The following is an 18,585-nucleotide window of genomic DNA, read 5'->3' on the forward strand; positions in this document are numbered from 1 at the left end:
TACCGCTTGGTCTCGGGTAGACCGGCGTCAGTCGACGACGGTCAGGTCTTTGCTGGTGTGGGTGAGCAGCTCCGGGCCCCCTTCGCGCACCACGAGCGTGTCCTCGATCCGGACCCCGCCGCGGCCGGGAAAGTACACACCTGGTTCGACGGTCACCGCCACGCCAGTCAGAAGTGTACCGGTTCCGGTTTTCGCGATTCCGGGCGCTTCGTGGATCTGCAGACCCACCCCGTGGCCGAGACCGTGCACGAACAATTTGCCGTGTCCGGCGGCCTCGATCACCGCCCGCGACGCGGCGTCCACGTCGGCCACCGGAACCCCTGGTCGCAACGCCGCACACCCGGCCCGCTGCGCTGCGGCGACCAGCTCGTACACCTCGCGCTGCCAGTCGGTCGGCGCGCCGAGCACGAAAGTGCGGGTCATGTCGGAGTGGTAGCCGCCGACCACCGCGCCGAAGTCCAGCTTGACGAAATCGCCCGCGGCCAGCACGGCGTCGGTCGGGCGGTGATGCGGTACAGCCGAATTCGCGCCGGTCGCCACGATGGTCTCGAACGACACCGCTTCGGCGCCGTGTTCGAACATGGCCCATTCCAGATCCCTGGCCACCTGACGCTCGGTGCGGCCGGGTCGCAGTCCACCTCGCTCCAGCAGCGCGGCAAGGCCCGCGTCGCCCGCCGCGCAGGCCGCGCGCAACCGCTCCACCTCGTAGGCGTCCTTGACCATGCGCAACTGCTCGACCAGCCCGGGTGACGCGACGAACTCCAGGCCGGTGCGCTGTTCGAGGAAGCCGCGGTGCTGGTCGACGGTGACGACATGGCTTTCGAAGCCCACCCGGCCGAGCTGCCACTCCCCGGCCAGTTGCACGATGCGCCGCGTGGTGGCCCGCGCGATCTCCGCCCGCAGGTCGGGAGCCTGCTCGGCGATCTGGGTCCGATACCGGCCGTCGGTGCCGATCACGGTCCGGTCCTCGGCGGTGCGCGTGTCCCAGGAGTGCACCAGCAGCGCCGCGTTGGAGCCGGTGAACCCGGTCAGATATCTGATGTTCACCAGATCGGTGACCAGCAGGGCATCCACCCTGTTCTCCACCAGCAGGCTGCGCAGCGCGCCACGCCGCGCCGCGTAGTCCGGCACATGACCTGGGTGATCAGCACACATGTGTCAAAACTACCGCCGACACACCGCGGGCGGTCGGGCAACACGTGTTCAGCATGCCGTCGGCCGGGATCGAAGCGTCCTCGGATAGTCGAAAACCGCTGGCGCCCAATGCTTGTCGCCTTTGGCGCCAAGGCTGACCATGCACCTGTTCACATTCGCCCATGTTGCGCACATTCCGGGCCTGCGCGGCTGTTTCGCGCCGCGACCGGACGAAGGTGGGGACATGACTCCTCTCGCCTACGTCGCGCTCGCCGTGTGGTGCGCGGCACTGACGGTGTCCGACGTGCGCGAACGGCGCCTACCGAACGGTTTGACCGGTTCGGGTGTTCTGGCCGTTCTCGGATATGCCCTGGCCACAAAGCAATTCACTGTCGCACTGCTTGGCGCACTGCTGCTGTCGGCGCCGTACCTGCTGGTGCACCTCCTCGCGCCTGCCGCGCTGGGCGCGGGCGATGTCAAGCTCGCGGTGACGCTGGGAGCGGCGGCCGCGCTCGGCGGCGCTCGGACGTGGGTATGGGCGGCGATCGGGGCACCGGCGCTCACGGCCTGTCTCGCGGCCGGCGTTCTGGCCCGCCACCGCGCGTCGACCGCCGCCGTCCGCGGCGACAGCGCGGTCACCGTGCCACACGGGCCCGCGATGTGCTCTGCGACGCTGCTCGCCTTGTTGTGGGCGGCCCTGGACTCGACCTGAGTTCGACGGTCCGGGCCGAAGACCCCTCAGCGGGCGGCTGGACCGGATCGCGAAGCCAGCAAATCATCCGCAATCCATCGGTAGCATTACCGCGGGCAACGACCTTCCGGGCTGCCGCCGGATCTGTACCGGGAACGCGGCAGCGCGCGTGAGTTGCCGCTCGAGTGCGCCATGCCAGCGATGCAGGTCGAGAAGGAGCCGCCGAGTGAATCCGAGGCATCCGTCGCGGAAACCGATCGTGGTGGGAACCGACGGTTCCGCCCAGTCGGTCGTCGCGGTGCGCTGGGCGGCGCAGACCGCCGCGCTGCACGACGCGCCACTGCACATCTCGCTCGTCGTCGAGTCCTCGCTCGGCTCCGACGACGACGATCCGCCGCGTCCGGCGGCATTGCTGCGGGTGCGCGAGGCGGACGAGGCGATCGAGCGCGCCGCGGAGGCTGCCGTAGCGGCCGCACATGCGGTGCGCGACATCGCCATCGGCACCGAGATCCGCACCGCGCACATCGCCACCGCCCTGATCGAGCGCTCCCGCAGCGCGGCCATGCTCGTGGTGGGCACCCGCGGCATCGGCCGTGTTCAGCGTGTCCTGCTCGGATCGGTCAGCACCGCCGTCGCCAGGGAGGCGGACTGCCCCGTCGCGGTGGTGCCCGCCGAGACACGGCTGTGGGACCGGACGAGCACCGGCCCGGTGATCGTCGGGGTCGACGGCTCCACCGCCGAGCAAGCCGCCATCGAGGTGGCGGCCACCGAGGCGTCGCTGCGCGGGGTCGAGCTGGTGGCCGTGCACACCTGGGGCGAGGTCGAGCCGCTGGCCGCGATCGGCACCGACTGGGCCGCGCTGCGCCGCACCGAGGAAGCGCTGCTGGCCACGAGCCTGGCCGGCTGGCAGGAGCAGTACCCCGAGGTCACCATCCGGCGCGAGGTGGTCCGGGACCGTCCGGAGCGGCGGCTGCTCGAACGCTCCCGCGACGGGCAACTGCTCGTGGTGGGCAACCGCGGCCGAGGAACTTTGGGCCGCCTGCTGTTCGGGTCGGTCGGCGACGCGCTGCTGCGGTCGGTGGACCGCCCCATCGTGATAGCACGCTGAGCACCTGGACCGGTGGCATCCGGTCCGCCCCGTGCGTGCGCGTGATCACGGCGGGCCGCATTCCCGAGCACCGGCGTCGACATGGGAAGATGAACGGCGTGCTGCGTTGGATAACTGCCGGAGAATCCCATGGTCCCGCTCTCGTCGCCATCCTCGAAGGGATGGTGGCAGGCGTCGAGGTGACGTCGGACGAGATCTCCACGCAGCTGGCCCGCCGCAGGCTGGGATACGGCCGCGGCGCGCGGATGAAGTTCGAGGCCGACAAGGTCACCGTCGTCGGCGGCGTACGGCACGGACGGACCATGGGCGGTCCGGTCGCCATCGAGGTGGCCAACTCCGAGTGGCCGAAATGGACCACCGTGATGTCCGCCGACCCGGTCGATCCGGCCGAACTCGCCGAGCTGGCCCGCAACGCCCCGTTGACCCGGCCCCGGCCCGGGCACGCGGACTACTCCGGCATGCTCAAGTACAACTTCGACGACGCCCGCAACGTGCTCGAGCGGGCCAGCGCCAGGGAAACCGCCGCCCGCGTCGCGGCGGGCACCGTCGCGCGCAATTTCCTGCGCCAGGCGTTCGGGGCGGAGGTCGTCTCGCACGTGGTCTCGATCGGCACGGCGCAGAACACCTCGGGCATCGTGCCGACCGCGGCCGACCTCGCTGTGGTGGACGAGAGCCCGGTGCGGGCGTTCGACAAGGACGCCGAAGCCGCGATGATCGCGGAGATCGAGGCGGCCAAGAAGGACGGCGACACTCTCGGTGGCGTGGTCGAGGTGGTCGTCGATGGGCTTCCGGTCGGTCTCGGCTCGTTCACCAGCGGCGAGAACCGGCTGGACTCGCGGCTCGCGGCCGCCCTCATGGGAATCCAGGCCATCAAGGGCGTCGAGGTCGGCGACGGCTTCGAGACCGCGCGACGCCGCGGCAGCCAGGCGCACGACGAGATGCGGCCCGGCCCCGACGGCGTGCTGCGCTCCACCAACCGCGCGGGCGGCCTGGAGGGCGGCATGACCAACGGCGAGGCGCTGCGCGTGCGCGCGGCGATGAAGCCGATCTCCACCGTGCCGCGCGCGCTGTCCACCGTCGACATGACCACCGGTGGCGAGGCCGTGGCCATCCATCAGCGCTCGGACGTATGCGCCGTGCCCGCCGCGGGCGTGGTGGCCGAATCCATGGTGGCGCTGGTCGTCGCGCAGGCCGCGCTGGAGAAGTTCGGCGGCGACTCGATCACCGAGACGGTCGAGAACATCACCAGCTACGTCAAGCGCATCAGCACCCGTCCTCACGTGCCCGCGGACAGTCGGTCGCAATGATCGTGCAGACCGATCCGCGCGCCCCGCGCGTGGTGCTGGTCGGACCGCCCGGGGCGGGGAAATCCACGATCGGCCGCAAGCTCGCCAGGGAACTCGGTGTCGAGTTGTACGACACCGACGCAGGCATCGAGCGGGAGACCGGTCGCACGATCCCGGAGATCTTCGCCGAAGACGGTGAGCCCGAGTTCCGCAGAATCGAGGAGCGGGTGGTGCGCCGCGCCGTGCTCGCCGAGCGTGGCGTCGTCTCGCTCGGTGGCGGCGCCGTGCTGTCGGAGAACACCAGGGCCCTTCTGCGCAACCGCACCGTCGTCTACCTGGAGATCAGTGTGGCCGAGGGCCTTCGGCGCACCGGGGCGAGCACCCAGCGGCCCCTGCTCAACGGCGCGGACCCGGGCGCGAAGTACCGGGAGCTGATGCGCACCCGCCGCCCGCTCTACCGGGAGGTGGCCACCGTCCGGGTCCGCACCGACGGTCGCAGCCCGGGCCGGGTGGTGCGGATGATCATGACCAGGCTCGGGATGGAGCCCGCGGAGCGCGCCGAGGCGGACCTCCGGCCACCGCCCAGCGGAATCCCGCAGGGCAGCAGCCGATCCCGGGCCCGCCGTCGCGCCCGAGCCAGGGCCACGTCCCGGCGCAAGGACGCCGATCAGGGCGAGCCCAACGACACCGCCGCCGATCCCGCGCCGGAATCCGCGGTCGCGGCCGTGCGATCCCGCCGCACCCGCAGGAGCGTCACCAGCGAACCCGACGCCGCGACCGGAGCGGGCAGCAGTGAGGCCGCGGGCAGCCGATCCAGGCGCGCCCGCTCCCGCCGTGCCCGCTCCCGGGCACGTCAGCAGTCGACAACAGCATCAACAGAATCGGAGCAAGCCACGTGACAGAGCCGAGTCGTCTCGAAGTCCGGACCGCCGACCCGTACCCGGTGATCATCGGCCGCGGGTTGCTCGGTGAACTCGTCGAGTCGGTCAGCGGCGCGACCAAAGGCGTGCGCACCGTGGCCATCTTCCACCAGCCGCCGCTCACCGAGACCGCCGAAGTGGTGCGGAAGGCGCTGGCCGACACCGGCATCGACGCACACCGCGTCGAGATCCCGGACGCCGAAGCGGGCAAGGACCTGGCCGTCGCCGGGTTCTGCTGGGAGGTGCTCGGGCGCATCGGCCTGACCCGCAACGACGTCGTGGTCAGTCTCGGCGGCGGGGCGGCGACCGACCTGGCCGGGTTCGTCGCCGCCACCTGGATGCGCGGCGTGCGCATCGTGCACGTGCCCACCACGCTGCTCGCCATGGTCGACGCGGCGGTCGGCGGCAAGACCGGCATCAACACTGAGGCGGGCAAGAACCTGGTCGGCTGCTTCCACGAACCCGCCGCCGTGCTGGTCGACCTGGCCACCCTGGAAACGGTGCCGCGCAACGAGATCGTCGCGGGCATGGCCGAGATCATCAAGGCAGGCTTCATCGCCGACCCGGTGATCCTGGACCTGGTGGAGCGTGACCCGGAGGCCGCCCTCGACCCGACCGGCGACGTGCTGCCCGAGCTGATCCGCCGCGCGATCCAAGTGAAAGCCGACGTCGTCGCCGCCGATCTGAAGGAGTCGAGCCTCCGCGAGATCCTCAACTACGGCCACACCCTCGGCCACGCCATCGAGCGGCGGGAACGCTACCGGTGGCGGCACGGCGCCGCGGTCGCCGTCGGACTGGTGTTCGCCGCCGAGCTGGGACGTCTCGCGGGCCGTCTCGATGACGCCACCGCCGACCGCCACCGCGCCATCCTGTCCGCTGTCGGATTGCCGACCACCTACGACGCCGACGCGCTGCCCCAACTGCTGGACGCCATGCAGACGGACAAGAAGACCCGCTCCGGGGTGCTGCGCTTCGTCGTACTCGACGGCCTGGCCAAGCCCGGCCGCCTGGAAGGACCCGATCCCACCCTGCTGGCCGCCGCCTACTCGGCGATCGCCCGGGAGGACAGCCCCAGCGGCGGCGCGGTCCTGCTGTAGCGCCACCGCCCTTCGGCGCTGAGATCGAGCAAACGAGAAACGGCGCACCCTCTCGGGATGCGCCGTTTCTCTGTTACGTCAGCGGCGTACCCACGGGGTCCGGGCGGCGAGCTCAGGTCAGGCGGGGGTGTGGGCGGTGGCGGACCGTTTGGTGGCGGCGCGCTCGGCTAGGGCGCGGCCGATGCCGACGCCGATGAGGGCGGGGATGAAGATCAACAGGACGATGAACGATGCGGCCCCGGTGAGTTCGAAGAGCAGGCCGTTGTCCCCGAGGTCGAACCTGGGCAGCCAGTCGAGCAACCAGGCGCCGAGGCCGCTGCCGACGCCGGCCACCACGGCGGTCTTCAGCCACAGCATTGTCAGGTCGGTGCCGCGCTCGGGATCGGGGTGGGCCGTCCTGTCCTTGCGACCGTCCAGGAAACCCCAGGACAGGATGGCCGCCACGAGCACGACCAGTGCGAGCGCACGCATCCACGCCCCGTGGGTCGGCCAGTACACCATCGCGAACCCGAGCAGGGCGCGCAGGAAGACGACCAGCGCACCGAGCACGATGGCCCGCAACACCCAAGCATTCATGCGCACCACCCTAACCCTGCGCCACGCCGAACCAAACTAGAACTTGTATCAATTTTTGGGTCGATGCCCCTCGTCCAGCGCCGCCGCCATCTCCGCGCGCGGCGCCGGCCGCCCGGTGAACAGCTCGACCTGCCCGTACGCCTGGTTCAGCAACATCTCCAGCCCGCTCACCACCGTGTGCCCGGCTCGCGCCACCGCCTCGGCCAGCGGGGTGGGCCAGGGGTTGTAGATCGCGTCGAGGACCACCGGGGCCGCTGCCACCGAAGGGGCGACCACCGCGGCTGCCGTGGCGGGAATGGTGCTCACCACGGCGCCTGCCGCCGCACAGATCGCCTCCAAGGTTCTGACATCGAATCCGGCCAGTGCCGGGATCATCCCGAGCCGCTCGGCGAGTTCGAGTGCGCCGCGCGCCCGCCCGGCGTCCCGCGCCACCACGGTGACCGACTTCGCGCCCAGCTCCGACAACGCCAGCAGGGCGGGCCGCGCGGTGCCGCCCGCGCCCAGCACCACGCCCTCGGTCAGGTCGGTGACGCCACCGCCACGCAGCGCGCCGAGCACTCCGTCCACGTCGGTGCAGTCGGCCAGCCAGCCGGAGTCGGTGCGGACCAAGGTGTTGGCCGATCCCACCAGCACGGCCCGGTCGGTGCGCTCGTCCGCGTAGGCCAATGCCGCTTCCTTGCCGGGCATGGTCACCGAGAGCCCGACCCATGCCGGCCCGAGCCCGTCGACCAACCCGGGCAGCTGCTCGGCCGAGCATTCGATGCGCTCGTAGCTCCAGTTCAGCCCGAGCGCGCGATACGCGGCCAGGTGCAGCTGTGGCGATCGCGAGTGCTCGATCGGCTTGCCGAGCACCGCCGCCTTGCGACTATCGGCCACCGCTGTCCTTGGAGCTGTCGAGAATGCCGCTGCGCTGCGCCCGTGCGATCAGGCGCAAATGCTCCTGATAGTCGTCGGTGAACAGGGTGGTGCCCTGCTTGTCGACGGTGACGAAGTACAGCCACGGCCCCGCCTCCGGATTCTCCATGGCACGCAACGCGTTCAACGACGGCGCGGCGATCGGGGTCCTGGGCAAGCCGCGCATCGCATAGGTGTTCCACGCGGTTTCCTGAGCACGGTCGGCGTCGGTGGTCGCCACCTCGGTGCGATCCAGGGTGTAGTTCACCGTCGAGTCGAATTGCAGCATCTGATCCACCCGCAGCCGGTTCACGATCACCCGTGCCACCTTGCCCATGTCCTCGGGTTTCGCCTCGCGTTCCACCAGCGAGGCGGCGACCAGCGTCTCGTACGGGGTCAGTTTCGTGTCGGCCCCGGATTGCAGCAGTCCGGTGGATTCATAGCTCTTCGCGCTCGCGCTCACCAACTGCCGCAGGATCTGTTCCGGGGTGCCGCTGGGATCGAAATCCCATGTGCCCGCGGCGATGAGGCCTTCCAGCTGCCTCGTCCGGTCCGGGCAATCCTTGACACCCTGCATCGCCCACGCGGGCACCCCGAGCGCGGCCAGATCCAGGCTCGCGCCCGCGGCGTCGAGCTGTTCGTAGGTCACGCACTTCTGGTTGGGCCCGGTGCCGATGCAGCTGGCCTCAGCGATCTTGCGGTAGATGCCGTCGTACCGCCCGCCGGTGCTCATGTCGTGCTGGTCGTGCAGCAGCCGTCCCTCGGAGACGACCAGGTTGCCGACCCTGGACTGCTTGCCGACCAGCGCGGAGACCGCCTCCACGGCGGGACTGCGGCTCGGGATCGCGTAGAAGCCCGGCTGCACCGCGCTCATGTTCGAATTCCGCACGGCCGCTTCGATGAAAGCACCGGTGCTCGCGACGACGCCCTTCTCGTGCATGGTCGCCGCGATCTGCGTGGAGGTGTCGCCGTCGTGCACTTGCACGATCACCAAGGGGCCGGGCGGACCCGCGTAGTCCTCCGGCGGGCCGAAACTCGCGATCAGCTTCATGCCCGCGAAGACCACGGCGCCGCTGAACAGCAGCGCGAGGACGCCCCCGACGATCCATATGGTCCGGCGGCGCCGCTTGCGCTCGGCGGCTTTGCGCGAGGCGACCCGGGATCGCTTGCCGCGCTGCGAGCGACCGGAGCGCTCGGGACGCTCGGACCGGACGCGCTTGGCGCGGCGCGGCGTCTGCTCGCGTGTAGCGCTCGCGCGCTGCCCGCCACGCCGCGGGGCGGGCGGAGGCGGCGCCGGCTCCTCCTCCTCGTCATCGACGTAGCGGGGGATGACGGTCGTGTCGTCGTCGTAGTAATCGTCGCCGTCGTCGTGTTCGGCCCAGGCCTGGTCGTCTCTCCGGTAACGCCGATCAGCTTCGCGCTGTCGGAACAGTTCCTCGGCCCGCGCCCACCGATCCGTCATGCATCGTCCCCGGGCGACGCAGGACGTCCCGCTTCCACCGACCTCAACACCGCACTCCGTTCGTCCAACCATCCTTGCAGGATCGACACGGCCGCCGCCTGATCGATGACCTGCCGCTGGCCACGCGCGCGAACTCCGCTGTCCCGCAATGCACGTGCAGCTGACACCGTAGTCAAACGTTCGTCGGAAAGCCGGACCGGCACCGGCCCGACGGCAGCCCGCAATCGCTCAGCGAATGCGCTGGCCAGCGTAGCTGCAGTCCCCTTCTCCCCGCGTAATGTTCGCGGTAATCCGACGATTACCTCGACTGCCTCGTACTCCCGCACAATTTCGGCAATTCTTTCGATATCGGGTGCGGGAGCCGTCCCCCTGGACTGTTTCGCGCGCGGCACGGTCTCCACCGGCGTGGCGAGAATGCCGTCGGGATCGCACGCGGCGACCCCGATCCGGACACTGCCGACGTCGACGCCGATCCGCCTGCCCCGACCGGGATCGGTAGCGGGATGCGGCCGGTCGGCGCCGCGCTGCGCCGACCTCTCCGGTTCCGCGGGCTCGCCCATCACCCGGCCAGTTCGGCCACCCGCGCGCGGACCGCGGCCAGGCCCGCCGGAATGCCGGACGGGTCCGAACCCGCGCCCTGAGCCATCTCCGGCTTGCCGCCGCCGCGTCCGGCGATACTCGGGCCGAAGCTGCCGACCAGATCGCCCGCCTTGATGCCGAGCTCCTGGGCGGGCTTGTTCACCGCGACGACGAACGGCACCTTGCCGTCGGCGTTGCCGAGCAGCACCACCACGGCGGGCTCACTGCCGAACCGGCCGCGGATATCGGTGGCCAGGGTGCGCAGATCGCCCGCGGGCACGCCCTCGGGCGCGGCCACGGCGACCAGCAGCAGGCGGCCGATCCGCTCGGCCTCCTCGACGAACTTGCCCGCCGAGGACAGCACGGCGGCCATCTTGGTGCGCTCGAGCTCTTTCTCGGCCACCTTGAGCCGCTCCACCAGCTGCTCGACGCGACCGGGCACCTCCTCGGAGGGCACCTTCAGCGCGGAGGCGACACCGGCCAGCAGGGCACGTTCCTTGGCCAGGTACTTGTAGGAGTCCAGGCCGACGAACGCCTCCACGCGGCGTACACCCGAGCCGACCGACGACTCACCGAGCACCGTGATCGGGCCGATCTGCGAGGAATGCTGCACGTGGGTGCCACCGCAGAGTTCCATCGAGAACGGGCCGCCGATCTCCACGACGCGGACCTCGTTGCCGTAGTTCTCGCCGAACAAGGCCAGCGCACCCATCTGCTTGGCCTTCGGCAGGTCGGTGACGAAGGTGTTCACCGGGAAGTCGGCGCCGACCGCGTCGTTGGACACGGCCTCGATGTCGACCTTCTGCTGCTCGGACAGCTGGCCCTGCCAGTTGAAGTCGAAGCGCAGGTAGCCCGGCTTGTTCAGCGAGCCGGCCTGCACGGCGTTCGGGCCGAGCACCTGCCGGAGGGCGGCGTGCACCATGTGCGTGCCGGAATGGCCCTGGGTGGCGCCGCGCCGCCACGCCGGGTCGGCCTGGGCGAGCACGACATCACCCTCGGTGACCTGGCCGTGCTCCACGGTGGTCTTGTGCACCCACAGCTTCTTGGCGATCTTCTGCACGTCGTTGACCCGCAGCTTCAGGCCCGTGGATGCGGTGATGGAGCCGCGGTCGGCGATCTGGCCGCCGGACTCGGCGTAGAGCGGGCTGCGGTCCAGGATGACCTCGACGTCCTGGCCCAGGGTCGCGGCGGGCACCCGTACCCCGTCGGCGATCAGGGCGAGCACGGTGGCCTCGGAGGTCAGCTCGTCGAAACCGGTGAACTCGGTGGCGCCCCGGTCGACCAGTTCCTTGTAGATCGTGAGGTCGGCGTGGGCATGCTTGCGGGCCTGGGCGTCCTCCTTGGCGCGCTTGCGCTGCTCGGCCATGAGCGAGCGGAAGCCCTCCTCGTCGACCGACAGCCCGGCCTCGGCCGCCATCTCCAGCGTCAGGTCGATCGGGAAGCCGTAGGTGTCGTGCAGGGTGAAGGCGTCCGACCCGGCGATCGTGCTGCCGCCCTCGGCCTTGACCGCGGCGGCGGTGTTGTCGAACAGCGTGGAGCCGGTGTTCAGCGTCTTCAGGAACGCGGTCTCCTCACCGACCGCGACGGTCTCGATCCGGCGGAAGTCGGTGGCCAGCTCCGGATAGGACGGGGCCATCAGGTCGCTGACGACCTTCATGAACTCGCTCATCACCGGCTTCTCCGCGCCGAGCAGGCGGGCCGAGCGCACGATGCGGCGCAGCAGGCGGCGCAGCACGTAGCCGCGGCCGTCGTTGCCGGGGTTCACACCGTCGGCGATCAGCATGGCGGCGGTGCGGGCGTGGTCGGCGATCACCCGGAAGCGGACATCGTCCTCGTGCTGGACGCTGTAGGAGCGCCCGGTCAGTTCCTCGGCTTTGTCGATGATCGGGCGCAGCAGGTCGGTCTCGTAGACGTTGTCCACGCCTTGCAGCAGCAGCGCGATCCGCTCGACGCCCATACCGGTGTCGATGTTCTTCTTCGGCAGCGACCCGACCGGCGGATGCCCCAGCTTCGGGCTCAGCTCGCCGCGGACGTCCTGCATGAACACGAGATTCCAGATCTCGAGGTAGCGGTCCTCGTCGGCGACCGGCCCACCGTCGCGACCGTGCTCGGGCCCGCGGTCGTAGTAGATCTCCGAGCAGGGTCCGCCGGGACCGGGCACGCCCATATCCCAGTAGTTGTCCTTGCCGTCGCGGAACTGGATGCGCTCCTCGGGCATGCCCGCGACCCGCTTCCAGATCTCGGCGGCCTCCGGGTCGTCCTGGTAGACGGTCACCCAGATCCGCTCGGGATCGAACCCGTAACCGCCCTCGTCCTGCGGCTTGGAGATCAGCTCCCAGGCGAGGGTGATCGCCCCCTCCTTGAAGTAGTCACCGAAGGAGAAGTTGCCCGCCATCTGGAAGAACGTGTTGTGCCGCGTGGTGACGCCGACCTCTTCGATGTCGCCGGTCCGCACGCATTTCTGCACGCTGGTCGCGCGCGGGTAGGGCGGCGCTTCCTGACCCAGGAAGTACGGCTTGAACTGGACCATGCCTGCGTTGACGAACAGCAGGTTCGGGTCGGCCAGGATCAGCGAGGCACTCGGCACCTCGGTATGGCCGGCACGGAGGAAATGGTCCAGGAAACGCCGTCGAATCTCGTGGGTCTGCACGAATACCCAGCCTACCGGTGCCGCGCACGCGAATTTCATCGACCGGGGCTGCCCGCACGTCCCGGCGACCGGCCTGCGAACCGGTCCCGCGGCGGTCAGCCTCGGACGATGCGGCGCAGCTTGTCGACTCTGGGGCCGATCTCGCGTTCGTGGCCGTGGTCGGTGGGCCGGTAGTAGTCGACACCGACCAGTTCGTCGGGCGGGTACTGCTGGGCGAGCACGCCGTCCTTGTCGTCGTGCGGGTACTTGTAGCCCTGGGCGTTGCCGAGTGCCGCCGCGCCCGGGTAATGACCGTCGCGCAGGTGCGGCGGCACCGCGCCCGCCTTGCCCGCCGCGACGTCGGCCATCGCCGCGCCGATCGCGGCCACGACCGCGCCGGATTTCGGGGCGGTCGCCAGGTGGATCGTGGCCTGCGCGAGCGCGAGGCGGCCTTCGGGCAGGCCGACCAGCTGCACCACCTGCGCGGCCGCGGTCGCGGTCTGCAGCGCCGTCGGGTCGGCCATGCCGATGTCCTCGCTCGCGTGGATCATCAACCTGCGGGCGATGAAACGCGGGTCCTCGCCCGCGCTCAGCATGCGGGCCAGGTAGTGCAGCGCGGCGTCGACGTCCGAACCGCGGATCGACTTGATGAACGCGCTGATCACGTCGTAGTGCTGGTCGCCTGCCCGGTCGTAGCGGACCGCGGCCTTGTCCACGCTGGCCTCGACCAGGTCCACGTCGACGGTGCCGTCGAGCGAGGATTCGGCCGACGCTTCCAAGGCCGTCAGCGCGCGGCGGGCATCGCCGCCCGCGATCCGGACGATGTGGTCGAGCGCGGCCTCGGTCACGGTGTACGCGCCGGCGAGTCCGCGCGGATCGGTGATCGCGCGGGTGAGCACCTCGCGGATGTCGGCCTCGGTCAGCGAGCGCAGTTGCAGCACCAGCGAGCGCGACAGCAGCGGCGACACCACGGAGAACGACGGGTTCTCCGTGGTCGCGCCGACCAGCAGGACGATCCGGTTCTCCACCGCGGCGAGCAAGGCGTCCTGCTGGATCTTGGAGAAGCGGTGCACCTCGTCGATGAACAGCACGGTCTGCTCGCCCGCCGACACCCTGCGCCGGGCCAGGTCGATGACCGCGCGCACCTCCTTGACGCCCGCCGACAGCGCCGACAGCGCCTCGAACCGGCGACCGGTGGCCTGCGAGATGAGCGCGGCCAAGGTCGTCTTGCCCGTGCCGGGCGGGCCGTACAGCAGCACCGAAGCGGCGCCCGAGCCCTCGATCAGCCTGCGCAACGGCGAGCCGGGACCGAGCAGATGCTGCTGGCCGACCACTTCCTCCAGCGCCGCCGGACGCATGCGCACGGCCAGTGGCGCACCCGCGTCCCTGCGCACCACCGTGTCGATCGAATGCTCCGGGGGCACCGCGGCGCCGGGCACGTCGAACAAACCATCGCTCACGCGGAAAACGTTACCGAGCCGCACCGACAGCACGACATGCCGCTCCCGCGGGGGCCGTACGGGCGGCGGCGCGGTCCCGACCAGCACGGGGGCAGGCCGAGTTGCGTGGCGCCGATACTTCGGTTGGGATCGGTACCCGTGACTGAAAACGCGACCGTTTCAGATCCCTCGTCCGTTCCGCGCTTCGCTCGGCGCACACTCTTGGCGGGCACCGCGGCCGCCGCCACCGCCACCGCGGTACTGGGCGCCGGACGCGCGGCAGCCGCCACCCAGGTCTTCCGGCACGGCGTCGCCTCGGGCGACCCGCTTCCCGACGGCGTGATCCTCTGGACCCGCGTCACCGTCTCCGACGACGCCACCCCGGGCTCGGGCTCGGGCGACCCGGCGACCGTGCGCTGGGAGATCGCCGCGGACGACCGGTTCGCCTCGCTCGCCGCATCCGGGACCGCGACGGCCGCCGCGGACTCGGACCACACCGTCAAGGTCGACGTTTCCGGCCTCGCGCCGGGTGTGGAGTACTTCTATCGATTCAGCGCCCTCGGCGAGACCTCCCCGGTGGGTCGCACCAAAACCGCGCCCGCTACCACGGACACACCGGACCGCCTCCGATTCGGCGTGGTCTCGTGCTCGAACTGGGAGGCGGGCTACTTCGGCGCCTACCGCCACCTGGCCGCCCGCACCGACCTGGACGCGATCGTGCACCTGGGCGACTACATCTACGAATACGGCCGGGGCAAGTACGGCGGCCGCAACGGCACCGTGCGTCCGCACGAACCGGCCGACGAGATCGTGAGCCTGGCCGATTACCGCATCCGCCACGCGCAGTACAAGACCGACCCGGATCTGCTCGGCCTGCACGCCACACTGCCGTTCATCTGCACCTGGGACGACCACGAATCCGCCGACAATTCCTGGTCCGGCGGCGCGAACAACCACGACCCCGCCGCCGAGGGCGACTGGACCGACCGGCGCGCCGCCTCCGCTCGGGCCTACCTGGAATGGATGCCGGTCCGCGCGTCCGGGTCCGGCGCGGACGCGCGGATCTACCGCAGGCTGCGCTTCGGCACCTTGGCCGAACTCGCCATGCTCGATCTGCGCAGCTACCGCGACCGGGAGGCGAAGCCGGGAGCGAACTGGCGGGAGACCGACGATCCGGCGCGCACCCTCACCGGCAAGGCCCAGATGGAGTGGCTGACCGCGGGCCTGGCGTCGGCGCCGGTGCGGTGGAAGCTGGTGGGCAACTCGGTGATGATCGCTCCGCTGGCCTTCCCGCCGCTGGAGCCCGCCACCACGGCGGCGATCACCAGCACCGTGGGCGTCCCGCAGGCCGGCCCGTCGCTGAACGGCGACCAGTGGGACGGCTACACCGCCGACCGCGCCCGCCTGTTCCGCACCATCCTCGACCAGCAGATTTCCGACGTGCTGTTCCTGACCGGCGACATCCACTCCTCGTGGGCCGCGGATCTCCCGGTGGACGCGGCGCACTATCCGGGCGGGCCGACGGCGGGCGCCGAGTTCGTGGTGCCATCGGTGACCTCGACCAGTATCGGCGACCTGCTCCGGGCGAACTCGGCGCCGCTGGCCGCATCGCTCGCGACGGTCAACCGGCATCTGCGCTACGTGGAACTGGATTCGCACGGCTACGGCGTCCTGGAGGTCACTACGGACCAGGCGCAGATGGACTGGTACTACCTGCTGAACGTGGCCGACCCGAATTCCGGTGTGCGTCACGGCGCTTCGTTCGCGGTCCGTTCCGGGGGCCGGATCGAGCCGCGGCAGGTCCCGCTCGGCTGACCGACGCGGGAGATCACTCCCCGCCGGCGCACCCCCCGGCGCCTCCGCATCCGCCGCCTCCTGCGGAGTAGTTGTTCGATTTACCCTTGCGCCACTGCCGACCGCGGGCCTCTTTGCTGAGCTGGGCCCCGGCCGCGCGGGCGCGAGTAGTCGTGTCTTCGCCGATCCGGCCGCGGGCCTTGTTCCGTCGCACGATCACGACGCCGAGCACAGCGGCGACGAGACCGATCGCGAACACGACGAGCAGTAGGTAACCCACCCGGTACTCCCTCTTCCCCGCGCCCGCTCTCGCTTCGACCGAGCGCTCCGAACCTGCCATTGTGCCTCGCGCGCAGAGGAATTCGCATCCGGCGTTTCGGCTGGGGGTTGCCGGAGGGCCGCGAGCAACGCGATGGCATGTCCGGCGCTGCGACCGTCTCGGTGGCGCCGATCGGCTACCGACGTTCGATCGCCCAGCGGCGATCCGCTCTCCGGCTCCTCGCTCGCAACGCGGCGCGGCGGGTTCACGGAACCACCTCGCGGTTCAGCGAAGGCCGCCGGAAACGACGCTCGGCGGTCGGTACGCACGCCGCGAAGCCGGATTCGTCGTGGCCGAGCCCGGCCGACGCTCTCCCCCCGGAAGACCTACTCCGACCAGCGCTCTTCCAGCATCGCCGACACGTCCTCGGCGAAATCGCCCACGATGTCGTCCCCCGTGCACCGCGCGTCTTCGGCGAGCGCGGCCCAGCGATTGATCAGCGCAGCCGAGCGCGGCACCGACAGCCCGTGCTCCCTGGCGGCCGCGATGCGCGTGTGGTCGGCGGGCAGGAACCAGTAGGTGGACAGCCAGACCCAGATCAGCCTGGCTTCCAGAATGCGTTCGTCGAGCTGCTCGTCGTCGGCCAGCGCGGGCCATACGCCGACGACCTCCGCGCGCCACGCCTCCACCATCTGCTTGGCACGTTCGCGGGAGAGCTCGACATCGCACAGGCAACCGGGGAAGGACACCAGGGCGTAGGCGATGTCCAGGGTGGCGTCGCGGAACCCGCCCCACTCGTAGTCGAGGAAGCGCGCGCCCTCCTCGTTCAAGATCACATTGTCCGGGCAGAGGTCCGAGGGGCTGAACGCCCGGAAACGACCCGCGGAGTACAGCCGATTGCCCCGCACGATCCGCTCGGCGATCTCGCCGGGCACCTCGATGCCCAGTTCGCGCTGCAGCAGTCCGGGCACCTCGGCGATCGCCGACTCGGCCTGCTGCGCGATCCCGTCCACCCGGTGCACCACGTCCACCCGGCGCAGCAGCGCGACGAAGTCCGCCTCGCGCCCGACGGTGGCGGCGTGCATCCGGCCCAGCGCCTGGGCGAATGCCATCAGGGCGTTGCGAGCCGCGGTCTCGGAGCCCGACCGCAGCACGGCGGTCAGCAGCGAGTTCTCGCCGAGGTCGCTGAGGATCAGCAGACGGTCGGGGAGGCTGTGCGCGATCAGGTACGCACCCGGCCGGTGCTCCCGGCTCAGGGCGGTGGTGAACTGGTAGGACACCGCCTCGCGGAGGAAAGCGGAGTCGATGCTGGCCACCCCGGGCGCCAGCCCTCCGGTGCGGCGATCCTGGGCGGCTCCGCGAACCTGCTTGATGATCAGGGTTCGCGGTAGCGAGAATGCGTTCTCCGCTACACGCACACGTAGGACCGTCGTCCTACCACTACCGCTGAGTTCGATCGGATCGCTCAGCTTTACCGGAGCACCCATTCGCTTTGTGAGCAACTGTTGCGCTGCGGACACGACTTCGGCGGCGCGTTCGGCCAATAGTGCGGTCATCGCCATTCAAGCTACTCGCATCCGGTCACTTCTAGCGAGCGGTTACACAACCTTTCCGCGTCGCTCGGCGTGTCTCCGGCGAGGCCGGAGCGCGACCGCAGGTCGCTTGACACCTCGACAACGGTCGGGTTTTCTCATCGTCAACTGCCATGCGCCACACCGCAAACCAGTTGAGTGGAAAGGTCTACGCATGACCGAAACCCCGCCCCCCGCACCCAAACCATCAGCTGGCGGCGCTTCCTCCCCGAACGACGACGAACGCTTCGCGCCACAGCCGGGCCGACACGAGAGCCCGCATCCGCAGGCTCCCGGTCCCGGGACCGGCCATCCCCGCCACGAGATGGCGGGTTCGTCCGGATATCCGCAGTTCGAGGGCCCAGGGGCGGCGCACTACGGCAACGAACCGCTGGAGCCGCCCCCGCCGGTGGGCGCCCCGCACCCCAGCTACGGCCCGCAGGGCACCGGGCCGGGGTGGGCGCCGCCCGGCCCGGCGCAGGCGCCGGTCTACGGCTACCAGCAGGTCCACGTGGGGTCGAGCTCGCTGGACGTCGGTCAGGCGCTCAGCTACGGCTGGGCGAGATTCCGGGCCAATCCGGGGCCGTGGGCCGGGGTGACCGCGGTGGGCCTGGTCATCTACCTGGCGTTCCTGCTCGTCGTGCAACTCGCCGACCCGACGACGATGCTGCCCCTGCTGCTCATCTTCCTGGCGGTCATGGCCGCGATCTGGCTGCTGCAGGCGGCCATGGTGCGCGGCGCGCTGTACGAGGCCGACGGCACGCCCCCGCCGTTCGGCGCCTACTTCCGCTTCGTGAACGCGGGCAACGTGCTGCTCACCGCGCTGCTGGCGTTCACACTGACCTTCATCGGCTCGGCGATCTGCCTGGTCCCCGGTCTGATCGCCGGCTGGCTGTGCATGTTCTCGCTGCATTTCGTGGTCGACCAGGACCAGGGTCCGTTCGAGGCGCTGAAGTCCAGCTTCACGCTGGTGGTCGCCAACGCCTGGCAGGTACTGCTGCTCGCGCTGGCGGTGCTGGTGGTGACCTTCCTCGGCCTCCTGCTGTGCGGGTTCGGCCTGCTGATCGCGGGCCCGGTCGCCGCCATCGCGGTGACCTACGCCTATCGCACGCTCACCGGCGGCACCGTCGCCGCGTACTGAAGCGC

General features: G+C 70.5%; 16 protein-coding genes. 7 read left to right on the top strand and 9 right to left on the bottom strand.

Annotated elements, in window-relative coordinates; translation table 11 throughout:
• Window positions 1–27 precede the first annotated feature (27 nt).
• Window positions 28–1,155, bottom strand: coding sequence for a M24 family metallopeptidase (locus tag IU450_RS06855; protein WP_195148937.1), 1,128 nt, complete (start codon window positions 1,153–1,155; stop codon window positions 28–30).
• Window positions 1,156–1,378: 223 nt separating this feature from the next.
• Between IU450_RS06855 and IU450_RS06860 the strand changes: the two genes are divergently transcribed.
• The 5 genes from IU450_RS06860 to aroB all read left to right on the top strand — a co-directional run bounded on the left by IU450_RS06860 (window position 1,379) and on the right by aroB (window position 6,236).
• Complete coding sequence (locus IU450_RS06860) at window positions 1,379–1,846, top strand: prepilin peptidase (protein ID WP_195148938.1); 468 nt, start codon at window positions 1,379–1,381, stop codon at window positions 1,844–1,846.
• 205 nt (window positions 1,847–2,051) lie between these two features.
• Window positions 2,052–2,933 carry a universal stress protein gene (locus IU450_RS06865; RefSeq protein WP_195148939.1) on the top strand — a complete coding sequence of 294 codons (882 nt, stop codon included), beginning with the start codon at window positions 2,052–2,054 and terminating at the stop codon, window positions 2,931–2,933.
• Window positions 2,934–3,031: 98 nt separating this feature from the next.
• On the top strand, window positions 3,032–4,240 hold the full coding sequence (aroC, locus tag IU450_RS06870; protein ID WP_195149559.1) for a chorismate synthase: 1,209 nt from the start codon (window positions 3,032–3,034) through the stop codon (window positions 4,238–4,240).
• The gene (locus IU450_RS41265; protein WP_195148940.1) at window positions 4,237–5,118 is read left to right on the top strand and encodes a shikimate kinase; all 882 of its coding nucleotides are present in this window, start codon (window positions 4,237–4,239) and stop codon (window positions 5,116–5,118) included. The genes aroC and IU450_RS41265 overlap by 4 nt, the downstream gene beginning before the upstream one ends.
• Complete coding sequence (aroB, locus tag IU450_RS06880; RefSeq protein WP_195148941.1) at window positions 5,115–6,236, top strand: 3-dehydroquinate synthase; 1,122 nt, start codon at window positions 5,115–5,117, stop codon at window positions 6,234–6,236. The genes IU450_RS41265 and aroB overlap by 4 nt, the downstream gene beginning before the upstream one ends.
• Before the next feature lie 117 nt (window positions 6,237–6,353).
• Here the strand turns inward: aroB and IU450_RS06885 are convergent, their stop codons facing one another.
• The 6 genes from IU450_RS06885 to IU450_RS06910 all read right to left on the bottom strand — a co-directional run bounded on the left by IU450_RS06885 (window position 6,354) and on the right by IU450_RS06910 (window position 13,836).
• On the bottom strand, window positions 6,354–6,812 hold the full coding sequence (locus IU450_RS06885) for a B-4DMT family transporter (RefSeq protein ID WP_195148942.1): 459 nt from the start codon (window positions 6,810–6,812) through the stop codon (window positions 6,354–6,356).
• 48 nt (window positions 6,813–6,860) lie between these two features.
• The gene (locus IU450_RS06890) at window positions 6,861–7,688 is read right to left on the bottom strand and encodes a shikimate dehydrogenase (protein WP_195148943.1); all 828 of its coding nucleotides are present in this window, start codon (window positions 7,686–7,688) and stop codon (window positions 6,861–6,863) included.
• Window positions 7,678–9,168 carry an endolytic transglycosylase MltG gene (locus IU450_RS06895; RefSeq protein WP_195148944.1) on the bottom strand — a complete coding sequence of 497 codons (1,491 nt, stop codon included), beginning with the start codon at window positions 9,166–9,168 and terminating at the stop codon, window positions 7,678–7,680. The genes IU450_RS06890 and IU450_RS06895 overlap by 11 nt, the downstream gene beginning before the upstream one ends.
• Entirely contained in the window at window positions 9,165–9,728 is a 564-nt protein-coding gene (gene ruvX, locus IU450_RS06900; protein ID WP_195148945.1) for a Holliday junction resolvase RuvX, read from the bottom strand. Before ruvX ends, IU450_RS06895 begins: the two co-directional genes overlap by 4 nt.
• Window positions 9,728–12,397: an alanine--tRNA ligase gene (gene alaS / locus IU450_RS06905; protein WP_195148946.1), complete on the bottom strand. Its 2,670-nt coding sequence runs from the start codon at window positions 12,395–12,397 to the stop codon at window positions 9,728–9,730. The genes ruvX and alaS overlap by 1 nt, the downstream gene beginning before the upstream one ends.
• Before the next feature lie 95 nt (window positions 12,398–12,492).
• Entirely contained in the window at window positions 12,493–13,836 is a 1,344-nt protein-coding gene (locus IU450_RS06910; protein ID WP_195148947.1) for a replication-associated recombination protein A, read from the bottom strand.
• Between the two features lie 138 nt (window positions 13,837–13,974).
• On the opposite strand from IU450_RS06910, the gene IU450_RS06915 reads away from it, so the two are divergent.
• Window positions 13,975–15,630 carry an alkaline phosphatase D family protein gene (locus tag IU450_RS06915; RefSeq protein WP_324197571.1) on the top strand — a complete coding sequence of 552 codons (1,656 nt, stop codon included), beginning with the start codon at window positions 13,975–13,977 and terminating at the stop codon, window positions 15,628–15,630.
• Window positions 15,631–15,643: 13 nt separating this feature from the next.
• Here IU450_RS06915 and IU450_RS06920 read toward each other — a convergent pair whose 3' ends face one another.
• Window positions 15,644–15,889 carry a hypothetical protein gene (locus IU450_RS06920; protein WP_195148949.1) on the bottom strand — a complete coding sequence of 82 codons (246 nt, stop codon included), beginning with the start codon at window positions 15,887–15,889 and terminating at the stop codon, window positions 15,644–15,646.
• A gap of 365 nt (window positions 15,890–16,254) precedes the next feature.
• Window positions 16,255–17,424, bottom strand: coding sequence for a phosphotransferase family protein (locus tag IU450_RS06925; RefSeq protein ID WP_195148950.1), 1,170 nt, complete (start codon window positions 17,422–17,424; stop codon window positions 16,255–16,257).
• Between the two features lie 190 nt (window positions 17,425–17,614).
• Between IU450_RS06925 and IU450_RS06930 the strand changes: the two genes are divergently transcribed.
• Window positions 17,615–18,580, top strand: a complete 966-nt coding sequence (locus IU450_RS06930) for a hypothetical protein (protein WP_195148951.1) — start codon at window positions 17,615–17,617, stop codon at window positions 18,578–18,580.
• The last annotated feature ends 5 nt before the right edge of the window (window positions 18,581–18,585 follow it).

This window comes from Nocardia abscessus, assembly GCF_015477775.1.
Taxonomy (GTDB): Bacteria; Actinomycetota; Actinomycetes; order Mycobacteriales; family Mycobacteriaceae; genus Nocardia; species Nocardia abscessus_A.